Source organism: Reyranella sp. (assembly GCF_030651995.1).
Lineage (GTDB): Bacteria > Pseudomonadota > Alphaproteobacteria > Reyranellales > Reyranellaceae > Reyranella.
This window is the reverse complement of record NZ_JAUSBN010000052.1, coordinates 20348-35235: the sequence shown is the minus strand read 5'-3', so window position 1 is coordinate 35235 and position 14888 is coordinate 20348. Positions and strand designations below refer to the sequence as shown.

The following is a 14888-nucleotide window of genomic DNA, read 5'->3' as shown; positions in this document are numbered from 1 at the left end:
GTCCCTAAATCGCGTCGACAAAACAGGCGCCGGGGAGAACGTCGTTGGACAGTGTAATGCAGGTTCCGTTCAAGCCCATCGAATTCCTCAGTCGCGACATCAAGGTCGAGCGCCGTCCCGACGGGACGGTGGTGCTGCAGTCGAATCACGCCCTGCAACCCTATGCCCGCCACGTGCCGGCGTTGCTTGCCAAGTGGGCGGCCGAGGTGCCGGATCGTCTGTGGCTGGCGCAGCGCCGCGGGCCCGAGCGCGACTGGCTGAAGCTCACCTATGGCGAGGCCAAGAAGCAGGTCGATTCGGCGACGCAGGCGCTGCTCGACCGCGGTTTCGGTCCCGACAGGCCGGTGATGATCCTGTCCTCGAACTCGATTGAATTCGCGCTGCTCACCATGGCCGCCATGCAGGCGCGCGCGCCGGTCGCGCCGGTGTCGCCGGCCTATTCGGTGATGAGCCAGGACCATGCCAAGCTGAAATACGTCTTCGACCTCGTCAGGCCCGGACTGGTCTTTGTGCAGAACGGCGAGATCTACGCGCGCGCCCTGGCGGCACTCGATCTCGAGGGCGTGCTGCTGGTCCATGTCGACAAGCCGCCGCCCGGGATGCAGTCGCTGCCGTGGACCGAACTGGTCGCGACGAAGGCGACTGACGCGGTGGCGAAATCCATCGATTCGATCGGGCCCAAGACAGTTGGCAAATTCCTGTTCACCTCCGGCAGCACCGGCATGCCGAAGGCCGTGATCAACACCCAGGAAATGATGTGCGCCAACGTCGCCATGATGAGCATGGCGCGCGTGCGCAAGGCCAGCGACGCCGCGCCCGTCATGCTCGACTGGCTGCCGTGGAACCATACGATGGGCGGCAACGCCACCTTCCAGGGCAACCTGAACGAGGGCGGCACGACCTATATCGACGACGGTAAGCCGCTGCCCGGCCTGTTCGAGGAGACGCTGCGCAACCTGCGCGAGGTCTCGCCGACGTCGTTCTCCAACGTGCCGGCGGGCTACGCGATGCTCGCCACGGCGCTGGAGAAGGACGAGGCCCTGGCCCGGCGTTTCTTCGCCAACATCAACGTGCTGTCCTATGGAGGCGCGACCTTGCCGGGCGATCTCTACGAGCGCATGGAGGCGCTGGCGGTGAAGCACACCGGCTATCGCATTCCCTTCGTCACCGGTTGGGGCTCGACCGAGACCGCCCCGACCGCGACCAGCGTGCACTGGGCGTCGGAGCGCGTCGGCCTGGTCGGACTTCCCTATCCCGGCGTGCAGCTGAAGATGGTGCCGACCGGCGCGGCGGGGCGCTACGAGCTGCGGCTGAAGAGCGTGATCGTGACGCCCGGCTACTACAAGCAGCCCGACCTCACGGCCCAGATGTTCGACGAGGAGGGCTTCTACAAGATCGGTGACGCCGGCCGCTTCGTCGATCCGGAAGATGCCAGCCAGGGCATCATCTTCGACGGACGCGTCGTCGAGGATTTCAAGCTGACCAGCGGCACCTTCGTGCTGGTCGGCACCCTGCGGACGACCGCCATCGCCGCCGCCACTCCCGTGCTGCAGGACGCCGTAGTCTGCGGCCAGGACCGCGAGTATGTCGGCCTGCTGGGCTTCCCCAACGTCGCGGCCTGCCGCCAGCTTGCCGGCGACGGCGGCGCGCAGCTGTCGCTCCCTGAGCTTCTGGCCCATCCCGCCGTCGTCGGCACGCTGAGGGAGGGCCTCGCGAAGATGAACGCCGAGGGCGGCCGCGGCTCGTCGATGCGGGTGAAGCGCGTCCTGCTCATGACCGAGCCGCCGCAGGTCGACGGCCAGGAGATCACCGACAAGGGCTACATCAACCAGCGCGCCACGCTCGAACGCCGCAAGGCGCTGGTGGAGAAACTCTATGCCGGCGGCGAGGGCGTCATCTTGATTTCAGATTGACCCGCGTTGAGCATCCTCGCGCGGAACCTGTCCACGTTCAGCGCCTGACCGGTATCTATTGGCATTTTCCGCTTGAGCGGTTCGTGACGACATACAGCCCGGCCGCATTTACGAACATGAGCTCGTTTCGAAGCGCGATCACCCTCTCAGGATTGGTCGGCCTGGCGCGCTCGATCTGCTCGCCGCCTCGCACCAATGCAAATCCCCGGTTTGCGTCGACGGCGAATACACCGCGTTCAGCGAGAAAAATGCCCACTCGAATCCCTGGTAGATCGACCATGTGAACCCAAGAGCCAGGCTCGAGTTGGCCAGGAAGAGGGATGCGTCGCAGCTGCCTGTCCGGGGTGAATTCGAACACCGACTGCAGGCTGGTCATGAAGGTGCGCTTGATCGACGGCAGGTCCCACACGGTGCGATAGTCGCCAACTTCCTTTTCGGTTGGGAAGGGCGTGACCCGTTGTCCATCGTAAATGAACTTTCCCTCGCGCGCCTGAATGAGGACAGCTCCGATCGCCGAGACGTCCGACATTGTGCTACTGGAGAAAGTCGCGCCGGGCACATCCTCGAGACCGTTGACGCCCAAGCGCCGCAACGGTCCAGAATTGGGTGGCGTCGGGGAGACAAGATATTGGCTAAGAAGCTTGCTCACCCAACCGCGGTCCTCGGGCCATGGCGTTGGATGGATCATGGAAAGGCGTCGGTTCCCAGGCGTGCCCTGCACGGGTAGCACGGTCGTCAGCTTGTCGAACTGGAGGATGAGCAAGGCCGGGTCGGAGAGTTCCTGTATGCCTCGCAGGTAGAGGAACGGCTGTGGTGCCTTGACCTCCTCGAGAAGGCCACTGTCCCACCGAATCTGGACGTTGCCTTGCGCGGAGCCCCACGCGATCGCACCGAGTATTGGAAGGTCGGTCAGGTTACTGATGACCCAGGGCGGCACGGTCGTGGTGACCGGCAGAGCGCGGAGCTCGTCGTCGGCAACGACAAACAGGCCTTCGGATCCGCCGACGATCGTTGCCTTCATGCGATCGACGCGTACGACACCGTTGTAGGATTTCTGTTCACCGCGTTTGTAAGCCGAGATCTGTCGGAACTCGGTGTTTCCCGGATCGAGCCGGTACACACCGAGGCCGCCCGTACCGATGACGCTGCCTGCGGTATCGCTGAGGGCGAATCGAATGTTGAGAGAGCCGACACCCTGCGGCCATCCGCCGGTCATGCGCGCCAGTTTGTATTCGTCATCCATCCGAAAAGGCGAGAGCGACCGAAAGACGATGGGCCAGGCGACACCCGGCAACGTATGAACGTTTCGTCCAAGATAGTAGCCGGAATCGCTTTCGCTGGGTCCGGGGTCGGCATTGCCGACACGGACCACACAGAGATCTTCGATGCCTTGAGCGGCAGTCGGAGTCTGGACGGCGAGGCAGCAAATCAGCCCTAGCGCAACTCCGGAGGCGACCCGTTCGGCGATTCTGTTTATCAGGCCAACCTTCACGCCCGAAGCTCCTGTGGCGATGTCGAACTTGTTTCGCCACACCAAGACTACCACCATGGCAACGGCAGACGAAACCGACATCAAGCGATCGTGGCCCGGACCGTGCATCGGTCTCGGAGGGATAGCAGTGCGAGGCAGCCGATGAGCCCGATAGAGACGCCCAACAGGGAAGCGGCCAAGAAGGACGTGCCGCTGCGCTACGACACTCGGCTTCTCGGGCGCATCCTGGGTGAGACGGTGCGCGACCAGGAAGGCGACGCGGTCTTCGACCTGGTCGAGCATATCCGCCGCACCGGGGTGCTGTTCCACCGCGAGGCCGACGAGGCGGCGCGACAGGAACTGCAGGCCACCATGAGCAGCCTGCCGATGGACCGGGCGGTTCGCATCATCCGCGCCTTCGGACACTTCTCGCATCTGGCCAACATCGCCGAGGACCAGCACCACATCCGCCGCACGCGAGCCCTGGCCATCGCCAAGGCGCCGCCGCAGCCGGGCACGATGGCCTATGCGCTGGGCCGCGCCGCGAAGGCCGGAGTTCCCCGCGAGCGCTTGGAGGGCTTTTTCGCCCGCGCGCTGTGCAGCGCCGTCCTGACGGCGCACCCGACCGAGATCCGCCGCAAGAGTTCGATCGACCGCGAGATGGAGATCGCGCGGCTGCTGGACGAGCGCGACCGGGTCGAGTTCACGCCGGAGGAGCTGCGGGCCAATCGCCAGGCGCTGCGACGCGCCGTGCTCACTCTGTGGCAGACCAGCATCCTGCGCGACACGCGGCTGCGGGTGATCGACGAGGTCGCCAACGGGCTCGCCTACTACGATCACACGTTCCTGCGCGGGCTGCCGATCTTCTACGCCGATCTCGAGGACCGGCTCGGGAGCATCGACGCGGCTTGGCAGGACATCGACGTGCCGTCCTTCCTGCGTATGGGCAGCTGGATCGGCGGCGACCGCGACGGCAATCCCTACGTCACCGCGGATGTCACGCGCCAGACGCTCACCCTGCAAAGCCAGCGGGCGCTGCGCTTCCATCTCGAGGAACTGCACCGGCTGGGCAGCGAGCTGTCGCTCGACGGCCGCATCGTGCACGTTTCGGAAGGACTGAGCCGGCTCGTCGAAAGCTCGGCTGATCGCGCACCGGAGCGCAAGGACGAGCCCTACCGGCGGGCCATCGTCGGTATCTATGCGCGGCTGGCGGCAACCGCGTGGTCGCTCGACAGGCTGGAGCCGCCGCAGCCGCCGGTCGGTCCGGCGCCGCCGTACGAGAAGGCGGAAGACCTGCGCGCAGACCTCGACACGCTCTACCGGTCGCTCGCAGAGAACGGCTCGGCGGACCTGGCGCGCGGGCGCCTGCGGTCGCTGCGCCGCGCCGTCGATGTCTTCGGCTTCCATCTGGCGTCGCTCGACCTGCGGCAGAACTCCGACGTGCATGCGCGCGTCCTGGCCGAGCTCGTGGCGGCGACCGGGACCGGCATCGACTATGCCGCGCTCGACGAGGAGGCGCGCGTGGCGTTTCTGACCGCCGAACTCGGCAACATGCGGCCACTCGCATCGCCCTATCATTCCTATGGCGACGAAACGGCCGCCGAGCTGGACCTCGTGCGCGTGGCGGCCGATGCGCATCGACGCTACGGCCCCGCTGCCCTTCCGAACTACGTGATCTCCAAGGCCGACAGCGTCTCCGACATCCTCGAAGTGGCCGTGCTGCTCAAGGAGGGTGGATTGCTCGATCCGCGCGAGGGCCGGCTGGACGTCGACATCGTGCCGTTGTTCGAGACCATCGGCGACCTGCAGCGTTGCGGGCGGATCATGGACGACCTCCTCGCCTTGCCGGCCTATCGCCGCCTGCTGGCGTCGCGCGGCGACACGCAGGAAGTGATGCTGGGCTACTCCGACAGCAACAAGGACGGCGGATACCTCACCTCGACCTGGGAGCTGTACAAGGCGGAGCTGGTGCTGATCGAGACCTTCAAGCGCCACCAGGTCGGGCTGCGCCTGTTCCATGGTCGCGGCGGCTCGGTGGGCCGCGGTGGAGGGCCGAGCTACGAGGCGATCCTGGCGCAGCCGCCGGGCGCCGTGCAGGGCGCCATCCGCATCACCGAACAGGGCGAAGTGATCGCCGGCAAGTACTCCAATGCCGAGGTGGGCCGGCGCAATCTCGAAACCCTGGCCGCCGCCACCCTGGAGGCCTCGCTCCTCGACGCGGACCGGCCGCCGCCGCCCGCCGATTATCTCGCCGTCATGGAGGAGCTGTCGGCGCACGCCTTCCGCGCCTATCGCGACCTGGTCTACGAGACCGAGGGCTTCGACCGGTACTTCCGCGAATCGACCGTGCTGGACGAGATCGCTTCGCTCAACATCGGCAGCCGCCCGGCCTCGCGCTCGAAGAAGCAGGGTATCGAGGATCTGCGTGCGATTCCGTGGGTCTTCAGCTGGGCGCAATGCCGCCTGATGCTGCCGGGCTGGTACGGCTTCGGCGCCGCGATCGAGGCGTGGACCGCCGCGCGGTCGGGCGACGGCATGGCGATGCTGCAGGAGATGCACGACAACTGGCCGTTCTTCCGCACCATCCTGTCGAACATGGACATGGTGCTGGCCAAGAGCGACATCGCCATCGCCTCGCGCTATTCCGAGCTGGTGACCGATGCGGCGCTGCGCGAGCAGGTTTTCGCCCGCGTGAAGCGGGAGTGGCAGGCGTCGATCGACGCGGTCTGCGCCATCACGCGGCAAACCACGCTGCTGGAGCTCAACCCTCTGCTGGCGCGCTCGATCCGCAACCGCTTCCCCTATATCGACCCGCTGAACCATGTGCAGATCGAACTGCTGCGGCGTCATCGCGCCGGCGATCCCGATCCAGCCGTCGTGCAGGGCATCCACCTCAGCATCAACGGCATCGCCGCTGGACTGCGCAACAGCGGCTAGGGAAATGCTAGACTTGCCTCGCGATGCCGGTGACACCACCATGGCATCGGAGGAGCGGCACAGCATGAATCGACTGGCGGGCAAGGTGGCCATCGTCACGGGAGGCGCGAGCGGCATGGGCCGCGCGACCGTCATGCGCTTCCTTGCCGAGGGCGCGAAGGTGCTGGTGGCCGACCTGAACGAGGCCAATGGTGCGGAGACGCTGGCGGTGGCCAGGGCGCAGGGCCATGGCGACGCTGTAGGCTTCGTGCGCTGCGACGTTTCGAAGGAGACGGATGTCGCTTCCATGGTTGCCGAGGCCAGGAGCCATTTCGGCCGACTCGACATCGCCTATCTCAATGCGGGCGTCGGTGGCGCCTTCGGGCCGATCGCCGAGACCAGCGTCGAGGACTGGGACTATACGTTCGCGGTGCTGACGCGGTCGGTGTTCCTCGGCATGAAGCACGCCTCGCAGGCGATGAAGGAACAGGGTGACGGCGGCGTGATCCTGGTCACGGCCTCGATCGCCGGCATGGTGGGCGGCGGCGGCAGCCATGCCTATTCCGCCGCCAAGGCGGCCTGCATCAGCCTGATCGAGAACGTGGCGGCCGAGCTGGGTCCCGATCGCATCCGCGTGGTCGGCATCGCGCCGGGCGTCATCTCGACGCCTCTGGTCCATCGCGGCCGGCCCGACAAGTACGAGAAGCAGTTCGGCCAGCAGCCCTGGCCGGACCGCGGCGAGCCCGAGCATATCGCCGATGTGGCGACCTTCCTCGCCTCCGACGAGGCGCGTTTCATCACCGGCGAGACGGTGAAGGTGGACGGCGGCCTGCTGGCCCAGGGCGTGGCGCTCTGGGGTACCGGCGCCGACAACACCTTCATGAAGAGCGCCGGCGTCAACCGCGGCACGACCGGCGAAGCCATGGTCGTCCGCACACTTCAATCCGGAGATCAGAAGAAATGACCAGCGAAGCAGAGCGCCTGCACGGGCACCTCATCGGACAGCAGGGCTCACGCGGCTCGCTCAACACACCGGCCCTGGTGCTCGACCTCGACATGCTCGACCGCAACATCGCGGAGATGGCGTCATTTGCGAAGGCGCATAACGTGAAACTGCGGCCGCATTCCAAGACCCACAAGTCGGCCGACATCGCGCGCCGCCAGATGGAAGCGGGGGCGCTCGGCGTGTGCTGCGCCAAACTGGGTGAAGCCGAGGCGCTGGGCGAGGCCGGCATCCAGAGCCTGCACATCACCTCGCCGGTGGTGACGCCGCAGGCGATCCAGCGGCTGGTGGACCTCAACGCCAAGGTCTCCGACCTGATGCTGGTGGTCGACCATCCCGCCAATGCCGAGGCGCTGGCGGCCGCGGCCGCAAAGGCCGGCAAGCCGCTCACCGTGATCGTCGACATCGATCCCGGCATCCACCGTACCGGCACAGCTTCGCCCGAGGCCACGGTCGAGCTGGTGCAGAAGATCTCCAATTTCCGGTCGCTGACCTATGCCGGCGTCCAGTTCTACTGCGGCCGCCACCAGCACATCGTCGACTTCAAGCAGCGCACCGCCGAGATCAAGGAGCGCACGGAATATCTCCAGGGCATCCTGGCGAAGCTCGCAGAGGCGGGCCTGAAGCCCGGCATCGTCACCGGCTCGGGCACCGGCACGCATTACATCGACGCCAAGCTCGGCGTCTTCACCGAGCTTCAGGTCGGGTCCTACGTGTTCATGGACCACGACTACAACGTCTGCGACCTGCGCGGCCTCGACAAGCCGACCTTCGAGCAGGCGCTGCAGATCGACGCGCGTGTGGTCAGCGCCAACAAGCCGGGCATGGTGACGGTCGATGCCGGCCTGAAGGCCATGGCCACGGAGAAGGGTCCGCCGATGATCCTGAAGGGCGCCGTGGAAGGCTCGACGACGCGCTTCATGGGCGACGAGCATCTCGCGGTGATCGCGCCGGAGGGCGGCGAGGCGCCCAAGCTCGGCGACCAGGTCGTGCTGTTCCCGCCGCACTGCGACCCGACCGTGAACCTCTACGAGAGCTTTCACGTGGTGAAGGGCGACACCCTGGTCGAGATCTGGCCGGTCACGGCGCGCGGCCGGTCGCGGTGAGAGACAAAGGTCCCTCGCTGCGCTCGGGATGACACCTGTTTCTCAATTGTCATCCCGAGCGCAGCGAGGGACCTTTCGCTTCGGAGTGCCCCACCAGCAGCCCGCCGTTCCAGGTGCGCGCGAGCAGAAGCAGGGCGCACAGGCCGAGGGCGCTGACGACGGTCATGGCGAGAAACGCGTGCTGGCCGTACTGGGAATAAAGGATGCCGGAGAACTGGTAGACCACCGCCTGCGTCGCGCCGGTGCCCAGCGCGTAATAGAGGCTCTGGCCGATCGCGGCGCCGTGCGCCGGCAGGGCGCGCTGCAGAAAGGCCATGGCGCCGAGATGGCAGGCGGCGAAGGTGCAGGAGTGCAGCGCCTGCAGCAGGACCAGCGCCCACAGTTCGGTCGTGAAGGCCATGGCTGTCCAGCGCACCAGGCCGGCGGTGAGGCCGAGCGCGATCAGGCCGCAGACGCCGAGCTTTGCCAGCAGCCAGCCGCCGAATAGCATCAGCACGATCTCGATGGCGACGCTCTCGGCCCAGAGCGCGCTGATGGTGACGTCGTCGATGCCGGCGCCGCGCCAGGTCAGGGTGCCGAAACTGTAGAGCACGGAGTGGCTGGCCTGGCAGAGGCCGCAGGCCAGCAGGAACAGGAGAAAGGGCGGCTGGCGCAGCAGCTCGGACACGCGGAACGGGGCGTGGTCGTGGCCGGTGGCGGCGGCGCGCGGTGGCGTGGCCGGCAGCAGCAGTGCGAAGGGCGCCAGCAGCACGATGCTCGCCATCCCGACATAGAGCACCCAGGGCGGGCCGTAGCGGTCGACGGCGATGCCGGCGAGGAAGGTGCCGAAGATGAAGGCGACCGAGCTCCACATGCGCACCCGTGCATAGTCGAGCCCGTGCTTCTTGGTCTCCGTCACCAGCACGCCGTCGTAGAGCGGCATGGGCGGCGACCACAGGAAGCCCCAGATCATCGTCACGACGAAAATGGCCAGGAAGGAATAGGAGAACTGGTAAGCGACCATCATCACGATGGCGCCGATCCCCAGCGCCACGATGACGCCGCGCGGTCCGCCCAGGCGGTGGACGATCCAGCCCACGGAGAGGGTGGCGATGACGGCGATGATCTGGCGCGACATGAACAGCGTGCCGATCTCGGTGTCGGTAATGCCGCGGTCGCGCAGCCAGACCGGCCAGTAGCTCATGAAGGCGCCGGCAGCGAAGAAGTAGGCGCCGCCATAGGCCGCGAGCTTAAGGCCCGTCAGCCATTTGGGCATCAGGCGGCGAACTCCTTGCGGATCGCCTCGCTGTGCTGGCCGAGCGTCGGCACGTCGCCCAGTCGCTCGGGCTCGCCGGTGTAGGAGGCGGCCAGGGCGGGGATCGAGACGTCCTCGCCGCCGATCGAGTTGAAGCCGGTGCGGCGGAGCTGCGGATGGGTCGTCAGGTCCTTCACGCTGCTCACCCGCGCCCAGGCGATCTGCGCGGCTTCGAGGCGGGCCGAGAGATCGGCGAAGGTCTGCGCGGCGAGGCTCCTGGCCACGATGGCGTTGGTCTCGTCGCGCCGCGCGTTGCGCGCCTTGCCGGTCGCGTAGTCCGGGTCCTTCTCGAGGCCGGGCCGGTCGATGACGCCGTGGCACAGACGCTCGAACTCGCGATCGTTCTGGATCGAGATCAGCACCGGCACCTTGTCGGATGTCGGGTAGACCCCGTAGGGCGCGATGAACGGGTGCGTGAGGCCGAGGCGCGGCCATTCGTAGTTGGAATATTCCATGCCGAGCAGCGGCACGGTCATCCATTCGGCCATCGAGGAGAAGAGCGAGACCGAGATGGCGCGGCCCTCGCCCGTCCGGCCGCGCGCGATCAGCGCCTCCAGTACGGCGGCGTGGGCATACATGCCGGTGCCGATGTCGGTGGCGGAGATGCCGACCCGGCCCGGCGCATGTTCGGTGCCGGTGATCGAGGCGAGGCCGCTTTCGGCCTGGACCAGCAGGTCGTAGGCCCGTCGGTTCCTGTAGGGGCCGTGGTCGCCATAGCCCGAGATGTCGACGGTGATCAGCTTCTTGTGCGCCGCCCGCATGGCGGCGGAGCCGAAGCCCGCGCGTTCGGCGGCACCCGGCGCCAGGTTCTGGATCAACACGTCGGCCTTGCCGATCAGCCGGTGCAGCAAAGCGAGGTCGTCCTTGGCCTTGAAGTCGAGGGTGAGGGACTGCTTGCCGCGGTTCAGCCAGACGAAATAGCTCGACTGGCCGTGCACATAGCCATCGTAGCCGCGGGCGAAATCACCCTCGGGCCGCTCGATCTTGATGACCCGGGCGCCGGCATCCGCCAGCCGGGCGGCGCAATAGGGAGCGGCCACCGCCTGCTCGACACTCACCACCAGCAGACCGTCCAGCGCTCCAGCCATCACATGACCCCAATTTCCAGAACTGCCCCAGCGCATCGCACCGCGAAGTGCCTCGGGACGAGGTGTTACTGTAGGACTACCATTTCGCAAAGGCCGATGGCACGGTCACGGCAAGATCAAAACGTCATAGCGGGGACGAGGAAATGCCGGGACCATTGCAGGGCGTGCGTGTGATCGATCTGACGGCCGTTCTTCTGGGGCCGTTCGCCACGCAGCATCTGGCCGACATGGGCGCCGACGTGATCAAGGTCGAGCCGCCGGAGGGCGACCTGCTGCGCGCCTCGGGCGGCAGCCTCGGCAACGCCCCGGCCATGGGACCGATCTACATGGCGGCCAACCGCAACAAGCGCTCGATCTGCCTCGACCTCAAGAAGCCCGCCGCCTGCGCTGTGCTGAAGGACATGATCAAGGACGCCGACCTCTTCATCCACAACAGCCGGCCGCAGGCGATCGAGCGGCTGGGCCTGGGCTACGAGGATCTGAAGAAGATCAACCCGTCGATCATCTATGCCTATTCGCTGGGCTATGCGCGCAAGGGGCCCTACGGGCACAAGCCGGCTTTCGACGACCTGGTGCAGGGCGTGTCGGGCGCGGCCTCGCTGCAGAGCCGGGTCGATGGGCTGCCGCCGCGCTTCATGCCGAGCCTGATCGCCGACAAGACGACCGGGCTGCATCTCTGCATCGCGGTGCTGGGCGCGCTCTACCATCGCAAGTGCACGGGCGAGGGGCAGATGATCGAGGTGCCCATGCTCGAGACCCTGGCCTCGTTCTGGCTGACCGAGCATCTGTTCGGCGCCACCTGGAACCCTGAGCGCGCGCCGATGGGCTACGACCGTATCATCAACAAGTTCCGCCATCCCTTCCCGACGAAGGACGGCTACATCTGCGCGCTGCCCTATACCGACGCGCACTGGGTCAAGTTCTTCGAACTGGCGGAGCGGCCCGATCTCGCCAGGGAGAAGAGGTTCGTCGACCGCATGGAGCGCGCCAAGAATTTCAGCGAGCTCTACCAGGTGCTGGGCGAGCTGCTGAAGCATCGCCCGACGCAGGAATGGCTCGACATGTTCGATGAGGCCGACATCCCCGCCATGCCGGTGCGTACGCTGGAAGAGCTGAAGGACGATCCGCACCTCAAGGCCACCGGCTTCTTCACCGAGCGGGAGCACCCGACCGAGGGCCCGATCACCACCTTCGCCAGCCCCCTCGACTTCGAGAAGACCAAGGTCGAATTCCGCCGCCACGCCCCGCAGATCGGCGGTGATGGCGTCGAGGTCCTGCGCGAAGCCGGCCTGAGCGACGAAACGATCGAGAAGCTCAAGGCGGACAAGGTGCTGATCGTGCCGGCGGAGCGCTAGAAGCGGCGGCGCAGGCGGCGCAGCGCGTCGGTCACGACCAGGATGTGGAAGGGCAGGATCGCCGCGAGATAGAGGCGGCCCAGCAGGTTGTGGCAACGCACGACCGTCGTCGCGACGAGCGTCCTGTCGGCGCGGCGCAAGAGCACCGAAGCGCGGAAGTCGAGGTGGCGGTCGTCGGCGCCCAGGACGATCTCGTCGGCCGAGCGCGACAGGACGGGGAAGAAGGCGATGTGTTCGCCGGCGCTCAAGGCGTGGGAAGCCTTGACTCCAAACAGCGTCATCACCCGATCGCGGATGGCCAGCAGGATCGTGAACCATACGGGCGAATCGGCGAAGAGCAGGGTGGCCAGGGCGTCGATGTCGGCGGGCGCACCCGGCGGCAGGTCGGTGGGGAAGCTGTCGGTCAGGCTGGCCCCGGCATACCAGTCACTGAGGCGGCTCTCGGCGGGCGGGGCGATACGGCTCATGGGACGCAATATGGGACCGCGTCCCGGAGAGCACCCCGGGACCCGCTGACGCGGGACGATCCGTCCTGCGCGAAACCGGCCTGAGCGACGCCGGTATCGATCGAGCCTTCGGCCGGTGGACCTAGAACCTGTAGGTCACGCCGGCGCCGATGATCCACGGATCGATGGTCGCCGTCCCGCTCACCGGGATGGTACCGTTGACCGTGGCGTTGTAGGTCGGGCGCAGGATGAACTTCTTGACGTCGACGTTCACGCCCCAGTGCTTGTCGATCATGTAGTCGAAACCGATCTGGGCGGCGCCGCCGACGGTATTGTTGAGGCTGAGATTCGTCACCCCGAGTCCGTTGGTCGGCGTGTAGCCGGCGCTCTGACCGAAGAAGATCGTATAGTTCACGCCAATGCCGATGTAGGGCTTGAAGGCACCGAAATCGGTGAAGTGATATTGCGCGAGCAAGGTCGGCGGCAGGAGCCACGCCCTGCCGATGTTGAGGTTCGCAAGGGCGCCGCTGCCGGTGATGTTGTGAGGCGTGACGCCCAGAATGAGTTCGGCCGCGACGTTGCGCGTGATGAAGTAGCTGATGTCGAGTTCGGGGACGATCGAATTGCCGATGGACAGGCTGGAATTCGGCGTCGAAAGCGCCGGAACACCCTGGACATTCACCGTGCTCCCTGATGAGGCCGGAAGGACGGCCAGCGCGCGGACGCGTACCTGCCACGGGCTCTGGGTATCGTCAGCTTTGGCCGTCTGTAGCGGGCAAGCGATCACGGCCGCCGCAACCATTGCTCCAACAACTGAAACTCTCTGCATCCTACTCTCCCACTCCAACGGGAAAAGTGAACGCCATTACGCGGAGTAGGGACTTGACCTGGATCAATGGTTGCAAGGCCGCCGGCGGTGACGTGGGATTTTCTTACGGAAATCCGTTCCGCATCTCGGCGCGGACACTCGCCAGTCGATTTATCGGCGCTTGTCCCCGTCGGCCTCGTGGCTAAACTCCGGCCAATTCGAAAATGCCTCCTCGGGAGGGGAACATGGACCTCGCTTTCACGCCTGAAGAACAGAAATTTGCCGACGAGGTGCGGGCCTTCGTGCGCGCCAACCTGCCGGCCGACGTGCGCGACAAGGTGAAGAACGGCAAGCACCTGATCCGCGACGACTACATGCGCTGGCAGCAGGCGCTCGGGAAGAAGGGCTGGCTGGTCTACACTTGGCCGAAGAAGCATGGCGGCCCGGGCTTCACGCCGGCCCAGCGCTACATCTTCGAGAACATCTGCGCCGAGGAATATGCGCCGGGCATCATCCCGTTCGGCACCAAGATGGTCGGGCCGGTGATCTACACCTTCGGCACCGAGGCGCAGAAGGAGAAGTATCTCCCGGCGATCCGCGAAAGCACCGTGTGGTGGTGCCAGGGCTATTCCGAGCCGGGCTCGGGCTCCGACCTCGCCTCGCTGCGCACCAAGGCCGAGAAGGACGGCGACCACTACATCGTGAACGGGTCGAAGACCTGGAACACGATGGGCCACTGGGCCGACTGGATCTTCTGCCTGGTTCGCACCGATTCGAAATCCAAGCCGCAGGAAGGCATTTCGTTCCTGCTGATCGACATGAAGACGCCCGGCATCACCGTGAAGCCGATCATCATGGCCGATGGCGGCCACGAGGTGAACGAGGTCTTCTTCGACAACGTCAAGGTTCCGGTCGAGAACCTGGTCGGCAAGGAGAACGAGGGCTGGACCTGCGCCAAGTTCCTGCTGGCCAACGAACGGCTGGGCATCGCCGCGGTGCCGCAATCCAAGCGCGGCGTCGAGGCGCTGAAGGACATCGCCCGCGTCGAGCAGGACAATGGCCGCCCGCTGATCGAGAACCAGAGTTTCGCCGAGAAGATCGCCGATCTCGAAATCCAGGTGACGGCGCTCGAGTTCACCGAGCTGCGCGTGCTGTCGCAGATGGCGCAGGGCGGCCAGCCCGGGGCCGAAGTGTCCGGCCTCAAGATCCGCGGCTCGGAAATCCAGCAGCGCATCACCGAACTCACGATGGAAGCGGTCGGTGAATATTCCGCGCCGTATCTGCCGGGCCTGCTGTGGCAGGGCACCAACGAGGAGCCGGTCGGTCCCGACTACGCCCACCTCGCCGCGCCGCGCTACTTCAACACGCGCAAGACCACGATCTACGGCGGCAGCAACGAGATCCAGAAAGGCATCATCAGCAAGATGGTGTTGGGGCTTTGAGCAGCCCCGTCGTCCCGACCGGAGCCGCGCGCAGCGCGGCGCAGTG

General features: G+C 66.2%; 11 protein-coding genes. 6 read left to right on the top strand and 5 right to left on the bottom strand.

What is annotated here, in order from left to right; genetic code table 11:
* Nucleotides 1–8: 8 nt before the first annotated feature.
* A complete protein-coding gene (locus Q7V45_RS15500) occupies nt 9–1913 on the top strand; it encodes an AMP-binding protein (protein ID WP_370692612.1) in 1905 nt (634 codons plus the stop codon).
* Nucleotides 1914–1968: 55 nt separating this feature from the next.
* Here the strand turns inward: Q7V45_RS15500 and Q7V45_RS15495 are convergent, their stop codons facing one another.
* On the bottom strand, nt 1969–3486 hold the full coding sequence (locus Q7V45_RS15495) for a hypothetical protein (protein ID WP_304853697.1): 1518 nt from the start codon (nt 3484–3486) through the stop codon (nt 1969–1971).
* A gap of 60 nt (nt 3487–3546) precedes the next feature.
* On the opposite strand from Q7V45_RS15495, the gene ppc reads away from it, so the two are divergent.
* The 3 genes from ppc to Q7V45_RS15480 all read left to right on the top strand — a co-directional run bounded on the left by ppc (nt 3547) and on the right by Q7V45_RS15480 (nt 8409).
* Nucleotides 3547–6321: a phosphoenolpyruvate carboxylase gene (gene ppc, locus Q7V45_RS15490; RefSeq protein WP_304853695.1), complete on the top strand. Its 2775-nt coding sequence runs from the start codon at nt 3547–3549 to the stop codon at nt 6319–6321.
* A gap of 64 nt (nt 6322–6385) precedes the next feature.
* Nucleotides 6386–7264 carry an SDR family NAD(P)-dependent oxidoreductase gene (locus Q7V45_RS15485; protein ID WP_304853693.1) on the top strand — a complete coding sequence of 293 codons (879 nt, stop codon included), beginning with the start codon at nt 6386–6388 and terminating at the stop codon, nt 7262–7264.
* Entirely contained in the window at nt 7261–8409 is a 1149-nt protein-coding gene (locus Q7V45_RS15480; RefSeq protein WP_304853692.1) for a DSD1 family PLP-dependent enzyme, read from the top strand. Before Q7V45_RS15485 ends, Q7V45_RS15480 begins: the two co-directional genes overlap by 4 nt.
* 49 nt (nt 8410–8458) lie before the next feature.
* On the opposite strand, the gene Q7V45_RS15475 is transcribed toward Q7V45_RS15480, so the two are convergent.
* Together Q7V45_RS15475 and Q7V45_RS15470 are read right to left on the bottom strand one after the other, a co-directional pair.
* Complete coding sequence (locus Q7V45_RS15475) at nt 8459–9664, bottom strand: MFS transporter (RefSeq protein ID WP_304853691.1); 1206 nt, start codon at nt 9662–9664, stop codon at nt 8459–8461.
* Nucleotides 9664–10791, bottom strand: a complete 1128-nt coding sequence (locus tag Q7V45_RS15470; RefSeq protein ID WP_304853689.1) for a CaiB/BaiF CoA-transferase family protein — start codon at nt 10789–10791, stop codon at nt 9664–9666. Before Q7V45_RS15470 ends, Q7V45_RS15475 begins: the two co-directional genes overlap by 1 nt.
* A 143-nt stretch (nt 10792–10934) precedes the next feature.
* Here Q7V45_RS15470 and Q7V45_RS15465 point away from each other — a divergent pair, with 143 nt between their 5' ends.
* Nucleotides 10935–12146 (top strand): CaiB/BaiF CoA-transferase family protein, encoded by a 1212-nt coding sequence (locus Q7V45_RS15465; protein WP_304853688.1) that lies wholly within the window; start codon nt 10935–10937, stop codon nt 12144–12146.
* On the opposite strand, the gene Q7V45_RS15460 is transcribed toward Q7V45_RS15465, so the two are convergent.
* Entirely contained in the window at nt 12143–12613 is a 471-nt protein-coding gene (locus Q7V45_RS15460) for a DUF2867 domain-containing protein (protein WP_304853687.1), read from the bottom strand. The two genes, Q7V45_RS15465 and Q7V45_RS15460, sit on opposite strands and share 4 nt — an antisense overlap.
* 121 nt (nt 12614–12734) lie before the next feature.
* A complete protein-coding gene (locus Q7V45_RS15455; protein ID WP_370692608.1) occupies nt 12735–13421 on the bottom strand; it encodes an OmpW family protein in 687 nt (228 codons plus the stop codon).
* A gap of 224 nt (nt 13422–13645) precedes the next feature.
* Here Q7V45_RS15455 and Q7V45_RS15450 point away from each other — a divergent pair, with 224 nt between their 5' ends.
* Nucleotides 13646–14842 (top strand): acyl-CoA dehydrogenase family protein, encoded by a 1197-nt coding sequence (locus tag Q7V45_RS15450; RefSeq protein WP_304853683.1) that lies wholly within the window; start codon nt 13646–13648, stop codon nt 14840–14842.
* Nucleotides 14843–14888: the final 46 nt, after the last annotated feature.

Coding starts and splice junctions, on each gene's coding strand:
- Q7V45_RS15485 (WP_304853693.1), top strand. CDS start 6,386: ATGAATCGACTGGCGGGCAAGGTGGCCATCGTCACGGGAGGCGCGAGC.
- Q7V45_RS15480 (WP_304853692.1), top strand. CDS start 7,261: ATGACCAGCGAAGCAGAGCGCCTGCACGGGCACCTCATCGGACAGCAG.
- Q7V45_RS15475 (WP_304853691.1), bottom strand. CDS start 9,664: ATGCCCAAATGGCTGACGGGCCTTAAGCTCGCGGCCTATGGCGGCGCC.
- Q7V45_RS15465 (WP_304853688.1), top strand. CDS start 10,935: ATGCCGGGACCATTGCAGGGCGTGCGTGTGATCGATCTGACGGCCGTT.
- ppc (WP_304853695.1), top strand. CDS start 3,547: ATGAGCCCGATAGAGACGCCCAACAGGGAAGCGGCCAAGAAGGACGTG.
- Q7V45_RS15495 (WP_304853697.1), bottom strand. CDS start 3,486: ATGTCGGTTTCGTCTGCCGTTGCCATGGTGGTAGTCTTGGTGTGGCGA.
- Q7V45_RS15470 (WP_304853689.1), bottom strand. CDS start 10,791: ATGGCTGGAGCGCTGGACGGTCTGCTGGTGGTGAGTGTCGAGCAGGCG.
- Q7V45_RS15450 (WP_304853683.1), top strand. CDS start 13,646: ATGGACCTCGCTTTCACGCCTGAAGAACAGAAATTTGCCGACGAGGTG.
- Q7V45_RS15455 (WP_370692608.1), bottom strand. CDS start 13,421: ATGCAGAGAGTTTCAGTTGTTGGAGCAATGGTTGCGGCGGCCGTGATC.
- Q7V45_RS15460 (WP_304853687.1), bottom strand. CDS start 12,613: ATGAGCCGTATCGCCCCGCCCGCCGAGAGCCGCCTCAGTGACTGGTAT.